Genomic DNA, 14,546 nt, shown 5'->3' on the forward strand with positions numbered 1-14,546 from the left:
CGATGCTTGTTGACTCCCACTGTCATCTGGACTTTCCGCAACTGATCGCCGATATCGACGGCGTGGTCGCGCGGGCCGAGGCGGCGGGTGTCGGCATGATGCTGACCATCTCGACGGCGCTCAGCCGTTTCGACGGCGTGCTCGCCATCGCCGAGAGATACGACAACATCTACTGCACGGTCGGCGTGCATCCCCATGAAGCGGAAGCGGAACCCGATACGGTAGCGCGCCAGCTGATCGAGCGCGCCAGGCATCCGAAGGTCGTCGGGATTGGTGAAACCGGACTCGACTATTTCTACGAGCACAGTCCGCGCGAGGTGCAGCAGCACGTCTTCCGCGAGCATATCAAGGCCTCGCGCGAAACCGGCTTGCCGCTGATCGTCCACACCCGCGACGCCGACGATGACATGGTACGCATTCTGGGCGAGGAAATGGGGCAGGGCGCCTATCCCGGGTTGATCCACTGCTTCAGTTCCAGCCGTGAACTGGCGGAGAAATCTGTGGAACTCGGTCTCTACATCTCCATTTCCGGCATCGCGACCTTCAAGAAGGCGCAGGATCTGCGGGATACCATTCGCGACCTGCCGCTGGACCGGCTGCTGGTCGAGACGGACTCGCCCTATCTCGCGCCGATCCCGTTCCGGGGCAAGGACAACGAGCCGTCCTACGTCGTGCACACCGCCAAGACCGTCGCCGGGCTGAAAGACCTGACGCCGGAAGCACTTGCGGCGCAAACCACCGACAATTTCTTCCGTCTGTTCACCAAGGTGCCGCGGCCGTGAAGATCACGGTGCTGGGCTCTGGCACCTCGGGCGGCGTGCCGCGCATCGGCAACCATTGGGGCGCGTGCGATCCCGCCAACCCGAAGAACCGGCGCCGGCGCGTGTCCATCGCCGTGGAGCAGGGGATGACCCGGCTGATCGTCGACACCTCGCCCGATCTGCGCGAACAGTGCCTCGACGCCAATATCAACCGGTTGGACGGCGTGCTTTACACGCACGACCATGCCGACCACACCCACGGGATCGACGATCTGCGCGCGCTGGCCTGGAGCAAGGGTGGCCGCGTGCCGGTCTACGCGGACGCGAACACGCTGGCGACGCTGATGCAGCGCTTCGACTATGTGTTCGCCTCCAAGCAAGGCTATCCCGCCATCTGCGAGCCGCACGAGATCGACGGTCCGTTCCGCATTGGCGAGATTCCCGTCGTACCCTTCGCGCAGGCCCATGGCGACATTCAGTCTATCGGCTACCGCTTTGACAAGGCAGCCTATTCCACCGATCTCAACGGTCTGGACGAGGCCGCGTTCGAGGCGCTCGAAGGCATCGATCTATGGATCGTCGATGCGCTGCGCTACGAGCCGCACCCAACCCACGCGCATCTCGACCTGACCCTGAGCTGGATCGACCGGATCAAGCCTCGGCATGCCGTGCTGACCCATATGACCTGGGACATGGACTACGAGACCCTGAAGCGCCAGCTGCCCGAGGGCGTCGAGCCGGCATATGACGGCATGGTGCTGGAGATCGACTGACGAGAGGTCCGCTGATGGACTCCGACGCGCCGCCAAACCTGCGCCGTTCCCAACTCGAAGTCATCGCCGGCATGGCGATCGGCATCGGACTGGGAGCAGGGATCGGCTTTCTGCTCTGGCGCCACCTGGGCGTGTCCGCGCGCCCGGCGGAAATCCATGAGCGCCTCGCATTCGCCGCCAAATGGTCGCTGATGCCGGCCATCTGCCTGCTGGTCGGCATCGCCATGGTCGCCAATCACCGGTTTTTCTCCCGCTGCATCGATCCGCTGGACACCGCGCCGGATCGGACATTGGCCATCTGGCGCCACTATCTGGCGAACACCCAGGAGCAGACCGTGCTCTTCGTGATCGGCACCGCCGCGTTCGCGGCCGTGACGCCGCTGTACTGGCTGAAGGCGATCCCGATCATCGCCGCGCTATTCGTGCTGGGACGGATCCTGTTCGTCACCGGCTATCTGATCCGGCCCACGTTGCGGGCGACAGGTTTTGCGCTGACGTTCTATCCCATCGTGGGGCTCTATGCGGTCACCACGTGGCTTTACTGGTTCTGAGAGACCACTATCTGATCGCCGACCAAGCTTCTGCTTCATTTACCACATCTATAATTTAACATAATATACATTATGCGATTTTAATATGGCGGCAGCGACGGGCGTTTTTTTGCTATCCTTGCCCGCCGTTCCATGAGGACCACGCCATGTCGCCTCCCGTCGCCCTGCGCCGTCTGTTCCGCCACCTCGTTCCCGAGAGCGCGCGGATTCGCCTACGCGAGTGGCGCGGCGTCGGCCTGTTCGGAAAATTCGCCGATGAGCATCATGCTGTCTTCATCCACATCCCCAAGACCGCCGGCGTCAGCGTGCGCCGCGCGTTGAGCATCGACCACACGCCGTCCAGCGTTCATGCGACCTATCTGGACTATCAGCGTGCCGACCCGCGCAAATGTCGCGACTATTTCAAGTTCGCCTTCGTGCGCGACCCGTTCGACCGCGTCCTGTCCGCCTACTCGTTCCTTGCCGCCGGCGGCATCGAGAGATTCGACGCGCGGCGCCGCGAGCGCGTGCTGCACGGCATCGACGGGTTCGAGCAGTTCGTCCACGAGCGCTTGCCTCGGGTAACGCATGAATTGCATTTCCGGCCGCAGCACGAATTCCTGTGCGACGGGTCAGGCACCGTAAAGGTGGATTTCGTCGGCCGCGTCGAGACCATGGACCATGACTTTGCCGCCATCCGCGACCGGCTCGGCATCGACGGCGAGCTCGCCGTGCACAACAGCTCGGTCCACGAAGCCAGCGCCCAATCCTACACGACCGCCATGCGCGCCATCGTCGGCCAGCTTTATGCCCGCGATTTCAGCTTGTTCGGCTACGATCCCGATCGCTAGGCGGTCAGCGGGCCAAAAAGCGGGTCGTGGCGTCCAGAATTGCCTTCGCCCGGTCCGTCGCGTCCGGATAGGCATCCCGCAGCGGCTTGGAACGCTGCTCCGGCGCCAGAGGCAGATCCTTGGGCAGATTGGCGACCAACTCCTTCACCGGCAACGCGCCCTCGCCCGGCATCAGGCGGCCGTCGACGGCCTCGTAAAGGATTGTGTTGAATTCCATGTCGGGCAGGCTCGCCGGCGCGTCGCAGATCTGGGCATAAGTGAACAGGCTCTCCGGCAATCCCTTCAGCATGTCCGGGTGGCCGCCCGATCGCGCCAGATGCAGCGCGTCCACCAGCAGCTTGCCGCGCGGATGTCCGACCGATTGCACGATGTCGAGCGCCATGGGCAGGCTCTTGACCTCGGTGATCGGCAGAAACTCGAAACAGGCGTTCACGCCATAGCGGTCGGCGATCTCGCACAGTGCCTCGAAGCGTCGTTTGGTGGCGTCCATGTCCGGGTCGGAACTGACCATCAGCGCGTTACGGGCGCCGATCTCGCCGCCCGCGGCCAGCAGCCGCTCATGGTTCGGATCGGCGTCGCCCGGCCGGATCCAGACCACCTCGATATCGAGCGGCACGAGCCCGGTGCGCTCGAACGCGGCCCTCGTGTCGCGCGTCGTCTGCGCCGTCCAGCTTTCCGGATCGAACCAGATGCCGCAGGCCTTCCAGCCGGCATTAGCGGCGGCCTCGACCACCTGAACGGGCGTGAATTCCGGCAGATTGCCGGTGGCAAGCGACAGCAGACGGCTCATGGTTTCTCCCCTGTTGCCGGGATGGTATAGGAGGGAGACAGGCGGTTCCACCCCTTCCCTGTCCTTTTGACCTCAGACCGAGCGGCGGGCCATGGCACAGCACAGCATCGACGATCTCCTGGGAATCATGCGCCGGCTGCGCGATCCGGAACAGGGCTGCCCGTGGGACCGGGCGCAGGATTTCGCGTCCATCGCGCCCTATACGATCGAGGAATCCTACGAGGTCGCAGAAGCCATCGCCGACAATGACATGCCCTCGCTCAAGGACGAGCTGGGCGACCTGCTTTTCCAGGTGGTCTTTCACGCCCAGATGGCGGCCGAGTCCGGCGCGTTCGACTTCGGCGACGTGGTCGACGCCATCTGCGGCAAGATGCTGCGCCGTCACCCGCACGTATTCGCCGATGCCACCATCGAGGACGCAGATGCCCAGACCGTCGCCTGGGAAGAGCACAAGAGGCGCGAGCGCGACGAGAAGGCCAAGGCCGAAGGGCGCGTGCCCAGCGTGCTGGACGGTGTCGCCTATGGCTACCCTGCCCTGATGCGCGCGGTGAAGCTGGGCAAGCGCGCGGCGCAGGTGGGCTTCGACTGGCCGAACGCCGATCAGGTGCTGGACAAGATCCAGGAAGAAACCGTCGAACTGGCGGTCGAGCTGGCCGATGCCAAGGCGGGCGCCAACAATCTGGACAAGGTGGAATCGGAGCTCGGCGACATCCTGTTCGCCTATACCAACCTGGCCCGCTTCCTGAAGATCGATCCGGAACAGGCGCTGCGCGGCACCAACCGGCGCTTCGAGCAGCGCTTCCGCCGGATCGAGGAAATCCTCGCGGCGCGGGGCGAAAGACCGCGGGACAAGTCCCTGGAAGAGCTGGAAGATCTGTGGCAGCGCGCCAAGAGGGAGTTGAGGGATGAGCTTGCAGCTTCTGATCGCCAATAAGAACTATTCATCCTGGTCGGTACGGCCCTGGCTGGTCCTGACCCATTTCGGCATCCCGTTCGAGACCACGCTCGCCGCGCTGTTTCAGGACGATCACGCCCCGGCCCTGATCCGCTCGTGGTCGGGCGCGGGCAAGGTGCCGGTGCTGCGCGACGGCGACCTGACCGTTTGGGAAAGCCTCGCCATCATCGAATATCTGGCCGACCGGCACCCCGAGCATGCAATCTGGCCCGAGGATATGGCCGGGCGAGCGCGGGCCCGCGCCGTTAGCGCCGAGATGCATGCCGGATTCCAGAACCTTCGCGGCGAGATGCCGATGAACGCGAGGCGCCGCTATGACTCCTTTTCCTGGAGCGATGCCTGCGCCGCCGACATCGCCCGGGTGCAGCAGCTCTGGACCGAGTGTCTGAGCAGGTCTGGCGGCCCGTTCCTGTTCGGGCCGTTCTGCGCGGCCGATGCCATGTTCGCGCCGGTTATCAGCCGTCTGCACACCTACGGCGTGGCGCTGGACCCCTTGCCCGCGTCCTACGCGGCCGCGGTCTGGGAAGTCCCTGCCGTCAAGCAATGGCTGGCGGATGCCGCGGCCGAACCGGGTATGCTCGCCCGGTATGAGTTCGATTGACCTGACCAAAGGAGAGCCGCCGTGACCCTTGCGATCCGCGCCGCCGCGCCAGGCGACGCCGCGCTGCTGCTCTATTTCATCGAGGCGCTGGCGGAGTACGAGAAGCTGCGCCACGAAGCCGTCGCGACCGAGGCCGATCTTGACGCCGCGCTGTTCGGGCCGCGTCCCTACGCCGAGGCCGTCATCGCCGAGTGGGGCGGCATTCCCGTCGGCTTCGCTCTCTATTTCTTTACCTTTTCCACCTTCAACGGCCGCCCGAGCCTCTACCTGGAAGACCTGTTCGTATTGCCGGAGCATCGCGGCAGGGGCATCGGCCGTCGGCTTCTGAGCCATCTCGCCGGCATCGCCGTCGATCGCAATTGCGGACGCTTTGAATGGAGCGTGCTGGACTGGAACGCGCCCTCGATCCGCTTCTACGAAAGCCTGGGCGCGCGGCGCATGGCGGAATGGCTGATTTATCGCCTCACCGGCGATGCCCTGAGTACACTGGCAAGCGAACGACGCAATGGGGAGACCGGCGATGGACAATGATGACCGCAGGCAGCGCGGGCTCGAGGTGCGCAGGAAGCTGTTCGGCGACGCCGACGCACCCAATCTGGACGATCCGCTGATCGAGGTCACCATCGACCATTTGTTCGGTGACATCTGGAGCAGGCCGGGACTTGAACTGCGCGACCGCTCGCTGATCACCTGCGCCGTTCTCGTCGCCCTCGGCAAGGAGGCGCAGCTCAAGGTGCATCTGCGCGGTCTGCTCAATCAGGGGCTCTCGCACGCGGCGGTCGAGGAAATGATGATCCACCTCGCCCACTACGCCGGCTGGCCGTGCGCGGTGAACGGTATCCGCGTCGCGCGCGAGGTATTCGCCGAAACCGCGTCCTGATCAGTAGCGCGGCAGGACGTGTTCCGCGAAATCCCGGAACACGTCCCGCGCATGCTCCAGCGACGGCAGCAGCACGATCTCGCGCAGGCCGGCGGCTTCCTGCTCCTTCAGCCGGGCGATGATCTCGTCGGGTTCGCCGACCAGGGCGCCGCTCGCCTGGATCAGCGCCGGCGTGACCAGTTTGCGCTCCTCGGGCACCAGAAAGGTGGCGTGGCCCAGATGCAATCGCTGGTGCATCTTTTCCTTGGGCATGTTCCAGCCGTCGATCATGCGCAGATATTGCGCCCATTCATCACGGCAGGAATCGGGCACCATGCTGTCGTTGCCCCACGCCCTGTAAAGCTCGTACCACATGTGCATGACGGAAACGGCGGTCGCGCCCACCTGATCGATGACACGGTCCGAGGTCAGCGCCTCGCCCGGCTTCAGGACCGCGGCCGACACCAGCGCCGCCGCCGGGAAGTCCTCGCCGAGCACCCTGCCCGCCTCGGCGGCACCCTGCCGCGCGATCTCGAGACTCTGCACCATGCGCTCGGGCGTCGGGTCGAGACCCGACACGCGGCCATCGCCATAGGCGCCCGCCGCTTTCAGCGCGATCGGCCCATCGGCGCCCACGTAGATCGGCACCGGATGATCCGTGTCGATGTAGCCTTGGTCGGGGTGGAGAAAGCGGATCGCCTTGGTTTCGCCGCCGAGCGTGTACTCCACCTCCTCGCCATGCAGCAGCGCCCGCACGACGCGGAGATAATCGCGGAACGCCGGCCCCTTCATGGTGTCGAAGCCCATGGCGCGCATGGAGGTGTGGCCACTGCCGATACCCAGGAACGTCCGTCCAGGCGCGAGCTGATTGATGGAGGCGATGGCATGCGCCGTGACCGGCGCCAGCCGCGTCGGCGCAATGGCGACGCCGGTGCCGACACGGATGCGCGTCGTATGGGCGGCAACCAGCGACAGGACGGCGAAGGTGTCCGACCAGATCATCTGCGAATCCGGGACCCAGGCGCTGTCGAACCCCATGGCCTCGGCCTCGACGAAGATCTTCCAGTCCGACATGTTCGGCGCGGCGGCCGCGGCAAATCTCATCCCAGCTCTCCCCAGACGGTAAAACGGCCCACACAGCAAAAGGGCCGCACGCAGCGGCCCTTCCACATCGACGGCTTAGGGGTGCCTACTCCAGCACGCCCAGGATATCCGATTCCTTCATGATGAGGTAATCGGTGCCCTGCAGCTTGATCTCGGTGCCCGAATACTTGCCGAACAGGATCTTGTCGCCGACCTTCACGCCGATCGGGTCGATGCTGCCATCCTGGCGGCGCGCGCCGGTGCCGGCGGCGATGACTTCGCCCTGCTGGGGCTTTTCCTGCACCGAATCCGGAATGATGATGCCACCGGCGGTCTTTTCTTCGGACGGCAGACGCTTGACCAGAACGCGGTCGTGCAAGGGTTTGAATGTGCTCATGGTCGACTCCGTACGTGTTGACGGCCAAGGCGTTGAGCCCCGGCGTTGTTTCGGACGCGACGATAGAAAGCCGCCGAAGGCAAGTCAACCGGCGCTTGGGCTCAGGCGGCGTCGGCGAACACCGCCGCAGGCTGCTTGCGCAGTTTGCCCACGTCCTGATCCGAAAGACGCACCTCGAATTCGGCGCCTTCTTCCACGTCGGTACGGCGGATGACATTGCCGTGATCGTACAGCCACGCCATCAGCGCCCCCTCGGCATAGGGCACACGGACAGTGATCAACTGGTCGTCGCGAGCGAGAAGCTCGTCCAGCCGGCCCAGCAGGCGATCGATGCCCTCGCCAGTCTGCGCCGAGACGGGGATCAGCATGTCGTGCCGTTCGACTCGGGCTTCGAGCGCCTGTCGCTGTTCGTCGGAGAGCAGGTCGATCTTGTTCTCCACGTCGATCAGCGTCTGTGTGTCCTCGTCAGGCACGTTCAGGCTGGTGAGCACGTCGATCACGTCCTGGCGCTGGGCATCCGTGTCCGGATGCGAGATATCACGGACATGGACGACGATGTCCGCCTCCATCACCTCTTCCAGGGTCGCGCGGAAGGCGGCGACCAGATGGGTCGGCAGATTCGAGACGAACCCGACCGTGTCCGACAAGATGATCCGGCGCCCGGACGGAAGCGTCAGGCCGCGCATGGTCGGATCGAGCGTCGCGAACAACAGGTCCTCGGCAAAGACGTCGTCCCGGGTCAGCCGGTTGAACAGGGTCGACTTGCCGGCATTCGTGTACCCCACCAGCGCCACGATCGGGTAAGGCGCGCGTTGGCGGCTTTTCCGATGCAGCAGCCGGGTGCGCGTCACCGTCTCCAGTTCGCGGCGCAGCTTGATGATCTTCTCGTTCAGCATCCGCCTGTCGGCTTCGATCTGCCGCTCACCCGGACCGCCCAGGAAGCCGGCGCCGCCGCGTTGGCGCTCCAGATGGGTCCAGGACCGGACAAGACGGCCCTTCTGGTAGCTCAGATGGGCAAGCTCCACCTGCAGCACACCCTCGCGGGTCTGCGCGCGCTCGCCGAAAATTTCGAGGATGAGGCCGGTCCGGTCGATGACCTTGGCGGACAGGGCCTTTTCGAGATTGCGCTGCTGCCCGGGGCTGAGCGCGGTGTCGACCACCACCAGTTCGGCGTCCACGGCCCGAATTTCCGCGGCGAGATCCTCGATCTTGCCCTCGCCGATATAGGTGCGCGGCCGTATCGAGGACAGCGGCGTGATGCTGGCGCCGACGATATCCAGCCCGATGGCATGCGCGAGCCCCTTGAGCTCGTCAAGCGCCGCCTCGGGCGACCGGCGGTTCCCCTCACCCTTCTGATAGGGGTGAAGGAGCACCGCGCGGGTTCCCTGGGTAACTGCCTGCCGGTCGCCGAACGCCGCCGTGTCGGTGGTTTGAGCGCGCGAGCGGGTCTGGGTCTCGGTAGGGTCGGTCAAAATCTAGTCTCCGTCGGAGTCACCATCGGCCGGTTCGAACAACTGGATCGGCGCCGACGGCATGACCGTCGAAATGGCATGCTTGTAAACAAGTTGCGAGTGGCGGTCGCGGCGCAGGAGGATACAGAAATTGTCGAACCAGGTGATGACGCCCTGCAGTTTTACGCCATTCATCAGGAAGACGGTAACCGGAGTCTTCTCTTTTCGGACGTGATTGAGGAAGACATCCTGAACGTTTTGGGACCGGTCAGAAGCCATGGAGGGGTTTTTCCTTCTCTTTTTATTCACAGGCACCGTTGGGCGGCACCCTTCACAAAATGGGATGTTTTACCCACGAGGACAAGGGCGGATCGTACCCGTCACGCAACACTTTTGTGCAACGCAAAACGTGCTCAAAAATATCCCAATTGCACCGAGAACATCTGTTCCACCTTCTTGATTTGTTCGGCCAACGCAAAGATGATCACCCGGTCTCCGGCCTTGATGACCGTGTCGCCGCGGGGGATGATCACATCCGCGCCACGCACGATGGCGCCGAAGCGCACGCCCGCGGTAACCTTCAGGTCGCGCAGCGGCGTATCCAGAATATCCAGTGTCTCCAGCGCTTCGGCCTCGATCAGTTCGGCCTTCGCCCCACTGAGCGAATGCAGCCCGCGAATACGTCCGCGGCGTACATGACGCAGGATCGTGGACACCGTGGTGGCGCGGGGATCGATGTACACATCCACGCCCAACGAAGGCATCAGCGGCCCGTAAACGTTGTTGTTCACCAGAACGATGATCCGCTGCGCCCCTTCCCGCTTGGCGAGCAGGGCCGACAGGATGTTCACCTCGTCATCATTGGCCACGGCGATCACCGTATCCGCCATGGCCACGTTCGCCTCGCGCAGGATCTCCTGCTCCAGCGCGTCGCCGTGCAGCACGACGCATTTATTCAGCGCCTCGGCGATATACTGGGCCCTGCCCTCCGAGATTTCGATGATCTTCACGTTGAACGAAGCATCGCTGGCCTCCAGCTCTCGCGCCAGATTGAGGCCGACACTGCCGCCGCCGATGATGACGATCCGCCGGGCCTCGGTCTCTTCGTGGCCATAGGCCGCCAGCACGCGGTTGCGCATGGCCTTCTCGGTGACCACGTAGACCTGATCCCCGGGAAGCAGCTGGTCCTCCGACGTCGGCACGAATGTGGTGTCGCCGCGCCGCATGCCCACGACCCGCACATTGAGGTCCGGAAACAGCTCGGTGAGCTGCTGAAGCGGCGTATCGATGATCGGACAGTCGGGACCGATCGCGATGCCCATCATGTAGATTCGGTCTTCCGCGAACGGCACCACTTCAAAGGCACCGGGCGTATCGACCCGGCGCCGGATCGCATGGGCGACTTCGTGTTCGGGCGAGATGATGAGGTCCACCGGCAGATCGTCGGGACCGAACAGGGTCCGCCGGTCGCGCATGAGATAACACTGGGTCCTGACGCGCGCGATCTTGGTGGGGACGCTGAACAGCGAGTGGGCCACCTGACAGGCGACCATGTTCACCTCGTCCGAATAGGTCGCGGCGATCAGCATGTCGGCGCTGGCGGCCCCGGCTCTCTCCAGGACATCCGGATGCGAAGCGTGTCCGACGATGCCTTGCACATCGAGCGAGTTGCTGAGGCGTTTGATCAGCTCGGGCTCGATGTCGATCACCGTCACGTCGTGATGCTCATCGGCGAGCTGTCTCGCGATGGAGGCGCCGACCTGCCCGGCGCCGCAAACGATGATATTCATTCCTCGTCGTCCCCCGCCCGGCGATCGCCGGTTTGCAGCCCCAGTGACTTCAGCTTGCGATGCAGGGCCGACCGCTCCATCCCGACGAAGCTGGCCGTTCGCGAGATATTGCCACCGAAGCGGGTGATCTGGGCCTGCAGATATTCCTTCTCGAACGCCTCGCGCGCCTCGCGCAGCGGCACCGACATGATCGCCTCGCCCTGCCCGCCGCGCAGCACGGCGCCCGCGGTCCCGTTGATTTCCGCTGGCAGCATGTCGGCGCCGATCTGGTCCAGCACATCGTCGGCGGCCAGGATCAACATCCGTTCCACCACGTTGCGCAGCTGGCGCACGTTCCCCGGCCATTCATAGGCCTGCAGCGCCGCGATGACGTCCGCGTTGACCTCGCGCCGCGCCATGCCGCCCGAGATGGTCAGGCGATCCATGAAATGCTCGATGAGCAGCGGGATGTCGTCGCGCCGCGCGCTCAGGGGCGGCACCTGGATGGGCACGACGTTGAGCCGGTGATACAGATCCTCGCGGAACCGCGACGCCTCGATCAGCTGACGAAGGTCCTTGGTGGTGGAACTCATCACCCGGACATCCACCTGCACCTTGCGGCTGCCGTCGACCCGCTCGAACATCTGTTCGACCAGAACGCGCAGAATCTTGTTCTGAGTCTCGATCGGCATGTCGCCGACCTCATCGAGGAACAGGGTGCCGCCATGGGCCTGTTCGAACAGACCAATCTTGCGGCTCTGGACCTGCCCGACCGTCTTGCGTTCGATACCGAACAGCTCGATCTCCATGCGCTCCGGCGCGATGTTGGCGGCGCTGACGACGACGAAGGGGCCGTTGGCGCGCGACGAGAGCTTGTGGATCTGGCGGGCCACGACTTCCTTGCCCGAGCCGGTCGGCCCGGAAATCAGGACACGGCTGTTCGCCGGCGCGACCCGCTCGATGATCTGACGGACGCTGTTGATCGCCGGCGACAGGCCGACCATCTCATCGGTGGGAATGAAGCGGGCGCGCAGTTCCTCATTCTCCCGGCGGAGCCTGATGGTTTCAGTGGCAGCCTGAACAAGATGCAGCAAGTGATCGGTCTTGAATGGCTTTTCGATGAAGTTGAAGGCGCCGCGCTTGATCGCGGAAACGGCGGTCTCCACATTGCCGTGACCACTGATGATGATCACCGGCACGTCCGGATGATCGCGCCGGATGAAGTCCAGCAACTCCAGACCGTCGAGACGGCTTCCCTGCAGCCAGATGTCGAGGATCACCAGATTGGGACGACGCTGTTCGATCTGGGCCAACGCGCTGTCACTGTCGCCGGCCGAGCGGGTTTCATAGCCCTCGTCCTCCAGAATCCCCGCGACCAGGTCCCGAATGTCGGCCTCATCATCGACGACGAGAATGTCCCTTGACATGAAGTTTTCTTCCTAACCTACGGCTGCTGCGCGTTTTTCGACCTGAGTTTCCGATTTGTGCGCCAAGTCGCGCGCGGCCTCTCGCGAAAACACGAGACGGACCCTGACGCCGCTCGACGGCCTGTCGTCCAGCAGCAATTCGCCGCCATGGTCGCTCATGATCTTCTTCACGATGGCGAGCCCGAGGCCGGTCCCCTTCTCACGGGTGGTGACATAGGGTTCCGTCAGGCGCGCCCTGTGCTCCCTCGGCAATCCCAGTCCATTGTCCTCGACGCAGATGACGGTCGAGGCCGCGTCCTCGGTCAGCTTCAGGTCGATGTGCCCCCTTGGCAGGGACTCTCCCTCGGCGCATTTGCGCCCCTGGATGGATTCCGCCGCGTTCTTGATGATATTGGTCAACGCCTGGGCCACCTGCCGGCCATCGCAATTCAACATGATGGCCTGATCGCCCCCGTGCCAGACGAAGTCGATGTCGGGCCAGGAGACTTCGAGGAACAACAGGGTCTGGCGGGCGATCTCGGCGATGTTCTCCTCGCGGAACGTCGGTGCCGGCATGCGGGCGAACCCGGAGAATTCGTCGACCATGCGGCGGATGTCTCCGACCTGACGGATGATCGTATCCGTACAATGGGTGAACACGTCGGGATCGGTCTGGATTTCCTTGCGGTACTTGCGCTTGAGCCGCTCGGCCGACAGCTGGATCGGCGTCAGCGGGTTCTTGATTTCATGCGCGATCCGCCGCGCGACGTCGGCCCAGGCGGCGGTCCGCTGCGCCGCGACCAGTTCGGTGATGTCATCGAAGGTCACGACGAAGCCGGCGATCTCTCCGCCCACCCGCTCCGACGAGATCCGCACCAGCAGGTTCTTCGGCCGGCCCTCGCGCAGAATATTGATCTGCTGCTGGACGAACTGGTCGGGATTGTCCTCCGCTTCCGACAGCAGCTCGGTCAGTTCCGGAACGGTATCGACCAGGCGGGTGCCCTTGAAGGCTGACTCGGTCTCCTCCAGCATGGACAACCCAGCGCGGTTGGACAGATCCACTTCACCGCGCGCGTTCAGGCCGATGACGCCGACCAGCACGCCCTCCAGCACCGCCTCGGTGAAACGCCGCCGCTGATCCAGCTGGATATTGGCGTCGATCAATTCGTTCCGCTGGCTCTGGAGCTGATTGGTCATCCGGTTGAAGGTGCGCGAGAGCACCGTGATCTCGTCGTCGCCCTCGCCTTCATGCACCCGCACGCCCAGGTCGCCGCCCCTGATCCGTTCCGAGGCGCGCACGAGGTCGCTGATCGGCGCGATGAGCCGGCTGGCGAACCAGATGCCGACGAAGACCGCGATCATCAGCATCAGCAGCGCCAGCACCACGAACATGATGTTGATCTTGGTCTGGAGCGAGGCGCGCTGCTGCTCGAGCTGCTCGTATTCGGCGGCGTGGTGCTTGGTCTTCTCGAGCTGCTCGACGACGCGCTGGTCCACATTCCGCCCGACATACAGATACCGGTCCAGATAGCCGCTCAGCTTGATCAGCGCACCCATGTAGTCGTCATTGGCATTGGTCATGGTCGCGACCGCGCCGGCCTCAGCCTCGGCCATCGCACGGCGTGGAATGCCCGACGTCCGCGCCATGGTGTCGCCGAACAGGCCATTGTACTTCGCCACGATGGTGCCGTTGCGCGAGAGGATGATGGCCTCGCTGAAACCGCGGCCACGGGCCTGGTTCTCCATCTCCTCGATCAGCCTGTCGGGCTCGAAGCGATATTCATCGGCGCGGGTGTTGAGCATGGCGGACATCTCCAGCAGATCGCGGGAAATGCTCTTCTTGTGCTCTTCCATGTAGTCTTCGGCGATGCGGACCGAATTGTGGACGGCGCCGCGCACCTGGTCGCTGAACCAGTTCTGGAACCCCAGATTGAAGTAGAGCGCCGAGAACATGGCGACGATGATCGTCGGAATGATGGCGACCAGGCTGAGCAGCGTGACCAGACGGACGTGAAGCCGGGACCCGGCCGCGCCGCTGCGCCGCGCCACCCAGAGGCGGACCATCCGGCGCATGATGAGCATCGCCAGCACGACGACCACGGCGAGATTGCCGAAGATCAGCGCGATGGCGCCGTTGGAGTCCATGGCCAGGGTGCCGCTGCTCAGAACAGCGTAGGTTCCGATGCCCCAGAGGATGGCGATCGCCGCGAGCGTGATGGGAGTCCATCGGCTCCGGCCGAGCTGCTTTATCCAGCTGGGGAACAGCACCCGCTTGGGCCTGTCAGGCGTGCCGCTAAGGCTCGACATTCAGTGCGGTTCG

16 protein-coding genes are annotated in these 14,546 nt (G+C 64.2%); 8 read left to right on the forward strand and 8 right to left on the reverse strand.

Translation table 11 applies throughout. The annotated features are described in order from the left end of the window. The first annotated feature begins 2 nt into the window (after positions 1-2). The 4 genes from WJU17_RS03465 to WJU17_RS03480 all read left to right on the forward strand — a co-directional run bounded on the left by WJU17_RS03465 (position 3) and on the right by WJU17_RS03480 (position 2,915). On the forward strand, positions 3-782 hold the full coding sequence (locus WJU17_RS03465) for a TatD family hydrolase (protein WP_346325945.1): 780 nt from the start codon (positions 3-5) through the stop codon (positions 780-782). Further along, positions 779-1,534: an MBL fold metallo-hydrolase gene (locus WJU17_RS03470; protein WP_346325946.1), complete on the forward strand. Its 756-nt coding sequence runs from the start codon at positions 779-781 to the stop codon at positions 1,532-1,534. Before WJU17_RS03465 ends, WJU17_RS03470 begins: the two co-directional genes overlap by 4 nt. 14 nt (positions 1,535-1,548) lie before the next feature. Then, positions 1,549-2,085, forward strand: a complete 537-nt coding sequence (locus tag WJU17_RS03475) for an MAPEG family protein (RefSeq protein ID WP_346325947.1) — start codon at positions 1,549-1,551, stop codon at positions 2,083-2,085. 146 nt (positions 2,086-2,231) lie between these two features. Continuing rightward, positions 2,232-2,915, forward strand: coding sequence for a sulfotransferase family protein (locus tag WJU17_RS03480; protein WP_346325948.1), 684 nt, complete (start codon positions 2,232-2,234; stop codon positions 2,913-2,915). Positions 2,916-2,919: 4 nt separating this feature from the next. Here the strand turns inward: WJU17_RS03480 and WJU17_RS03485 are convergent, their stop codons facing one another. Next, positions 2,920-3,705: a sugar phosphate isomerase/epimerase gene (locus WJU17_RS03485; protein ID WP_346325949.1), complete on the reverse strand. Its 786-nt coding sequence runs from the start codon at positions 3,703-3,705 to the stop codon at positions 2,920-2,922. A gap of 91 nt (positions 3,706-3,796) precedes the next feature. Here WJU17_RS03485 and mazG point away from each other — a divergent pair, with 91 nt between their 5' ends. The 4 genes from mazG to WJU17_RS03505 are packed head-to-tail and all read left to right on the forward strand — an operon-like array spanning position 3,797 to position 6,141. Further along, a complete protein-coding gene (gene mazG / locus WJU17_RS03490; protein ID WP_346325950.1) occupies positions 3,797-4,639 on the forward strand; it encodes a nucleoside triphosphate pyrophosphohydrolase in 843 nt (280 codons plus the stop codon). Beyond that, positions 4,617-5,261 carry a glutathione S-transferase family protein gene (locus tag WJU17_RS03495; protein WP_346327386.1) on the forward strand — a complete coding sequence of 215 codons (645 nt, stop codon included), beginning with the start codon at positions 4,617-4,619 and terminating at the stop codon, positions 5,259-5,261. The genes mazG and WJU17_RS03495 overlap by 23 nt, the downstream gene beginning before the upstream one ends. Before the next feature lie 21 nt (positions 5,262-5,282). Then, a complete protein-coding gene (locus WJU17_RS03500; RefSeq protein ID WP_346325951.1) occupies positions 5,283-5,792 on the forward strand; it encodes a GNAT family N-acetyltransferase in 510 nt (169 codons plus the stop codon). Beyond that, entirely contained in the window at positions 5,782-6,141 is a 360-nt protein-coding gene (locus tag WJU17_RS03505; RefSeq protein ID WP_346325952.1) for a carboxymuconolactone decarboxylase family protein, read from the forward strand. Before WJU17_RS03500 ends, WJU17_RS03505 begins: the two co-directional genes overlap by 11 nt. Here WJU17_RS03505 and WJU17_RS03510 read toward each other — a convergent pair whose 3' ends face one another. The 7 genes from WJU17_RS03510 to WJU17_RS03540 form a co-directional block, all read right to left on the reverse strand. Further along, positions 6,142-7,224: an LLM class flavin-dependent oxidoreductase gene (locus WJU17_RS03510; protein WP_346325953.1), complete on the reverse strand. Its 1,083-nt coding sequence runs from the start codon at positions 7,222-7,224 to the stop codon at positions 6,142-6,144. A gap of 85 nt (positions 7,225-7,309) precedes the next feature. Next, entirely contained in the window at positions 7,310-7,600 is a 291-nt protein-coding gene (locus WJU17_RS03515) for a co-chaperone GroES (RefSeq protein WP_346325954.1), read from the reverse strand. A gap of 101 nt (positions 7,601-7,701) precedes the next feature. Further along, the gene (gene hflX / locus WJU17_RS03520; protein ID WP_346327387.1) at positions 7,702-8,973 is read right to left on the reverse strand and encodes a GTPase HflX; all 1,272 of its coding nucleotides are present in this window, start codon (positions 8,971-8,973) and stop codon (positions 7,702-7,704) included. A 102-nt stretch (positions 8,974-9,075) separates the two neighbouring features. Further along, on the reverse strand, positions 9,076-9,330 hold the full coding sequence (hfq, locus tag WJU17_RS03525; protein WP_346325955.1) for an RNA chaperone Hfq: 255 nt from the start codon (positions 9,328-9,330) through the stop codon (positions 9,076-9,078). Positions 9,331-9,464: 134 nt separating this feature from the next. Beyond that, entirely contained in the window at positions 9,465-10,841 is a 1,377-nt protein-coding gene (gene trkA, locus WJU17_RS03530) for a Trk system potassium transporter TrkA (RefSeq protein ID WP_346325956.1), read from the reverse strand. Beyond that, the gene (locus tag WJU17_RS03535; RefSeq protein ID WP_346325957.1) at positions 10,838-12,247 is read right to left on the reverse strand and encodes a sigma-54 dependent transcriptional regulator; all 1,410 of its coding nucleotides are present in this window, start codon (positions 12,245-12,247) and stop codon (positions 10,838-10,840) included. The genes trkA and WJU17_RS03535 overlap by 4 nt, the downstream gene beginning before the upstream one ends. Positions 12,248-12,259: 12 nt before the next feature. Next, the gene (locus tag WJU17_RS03540) at positions 12,260-14,533 is read right to left on the reverse strand and encodes a PAS domain-containing sensor histidine kinase (RefSeq protein WP_346325958.1); all 2,274 of its coding nucleotides are present in this window, start codon (positions 14,531-14,533) and stop codon (positions 12,260-12,262) included. Between the last annotated feature and the right edge of the window lie 13 nt (positions 14,534-14,546).

The sequence above is a fragment of the Iodidimonas sp. SYSU 1G8 genome (assembly GCF_039655775.1).
GTDB lineage: Bacteria > Pseudomonadota > Alphaproteobacteria > SMXS01 > SMXS01 > RI-34.

Bases quoted from the DNA above. Each gene is read 5' to 3' on its own strand.
- WJU17_RS03515 (WP_346325954.1), bottom strand. From the start codon at position 7,600: ATGAGCACATTCAAACCCTTGCACGACCGCGTTCTGGTCAAGCGTCTG.
- WJU17_RS03505 (WP_346325952.1), top strand. From the start codon at position 5,782: ATGGACAATGATGACCGCAGGCAGCGCGGGCTCGAGGTGCGCAGGAAG.
- trkA (WP_346325956.1), bottom strand. From the start codon at position 10,841: ATGAATATCATCGTTTGCGGCGCCGGGCAGGTCGGCGCCTCCATCGCG.
- WJU17_RS03475 (WP_346325947.1), top strand. From the start codon at position 1,549: ATGGACTCCGACGCGCCGCCAAACCTGCGCCGTTCCCAACTCGAAGTC.
- WJU17_RS03535 (WP_346325957.1), bottom strand. From the start codon at position 12,247: ATGTCAAGGGACATTCTCGTCGTCGATGATGAGGCCGACATTCGGGAC.
- WJU17_RS03465 (WP_346325945.1), top strand. From the start codon at position 3: ATGCTTGTTGACTCCCACTGTCATCTGGACTTTCCGCAACTGATCGCC.
- WJU17_RS03480 (WP_346325948.1), top strand. From the start codon at position 2,232: ATGTCGCCTCCCGTCGCCCTGCGCCGTCTGTTCCGCCACCTCGTTCCC.
- hfq (WP_346325955.1), bottom strand. From the start codon at position 9,330: ATGGCTTCTGACCGGTCCCAAAACGTTCAGGATGTCTTCCTCAATCAC.
- mazG (WP_346325950.1), top strand. From the start codon at position 3,797: ATGGCACAGCACAGCATCGACGATCTCCTGGGAATCATGCGCCGGCTG.
- WJU17_RS03485 (WP_346325949.1), bottom strand. From the start codon at position 3,705: ATGAGCCGTCTGCTGTCGCTTGCCACCGGCAATCTGCCGGAATTCACG.
- WJU17_RS03510 (WP_346325953.1), bottom strand. From the start codon at position 7,224: ATGAGATTTGCCGCGGCCGCCGCGCCGAACATGTCGGACTGGAAGATC.
- WJU17_RS03540 (WP_346325958.1), bottom strand. From the start codon at position 14,533: ATGTCGAGCCTTAGCGGCACGCCTGACAGGCCCAAGCGGGTGCTGTTC.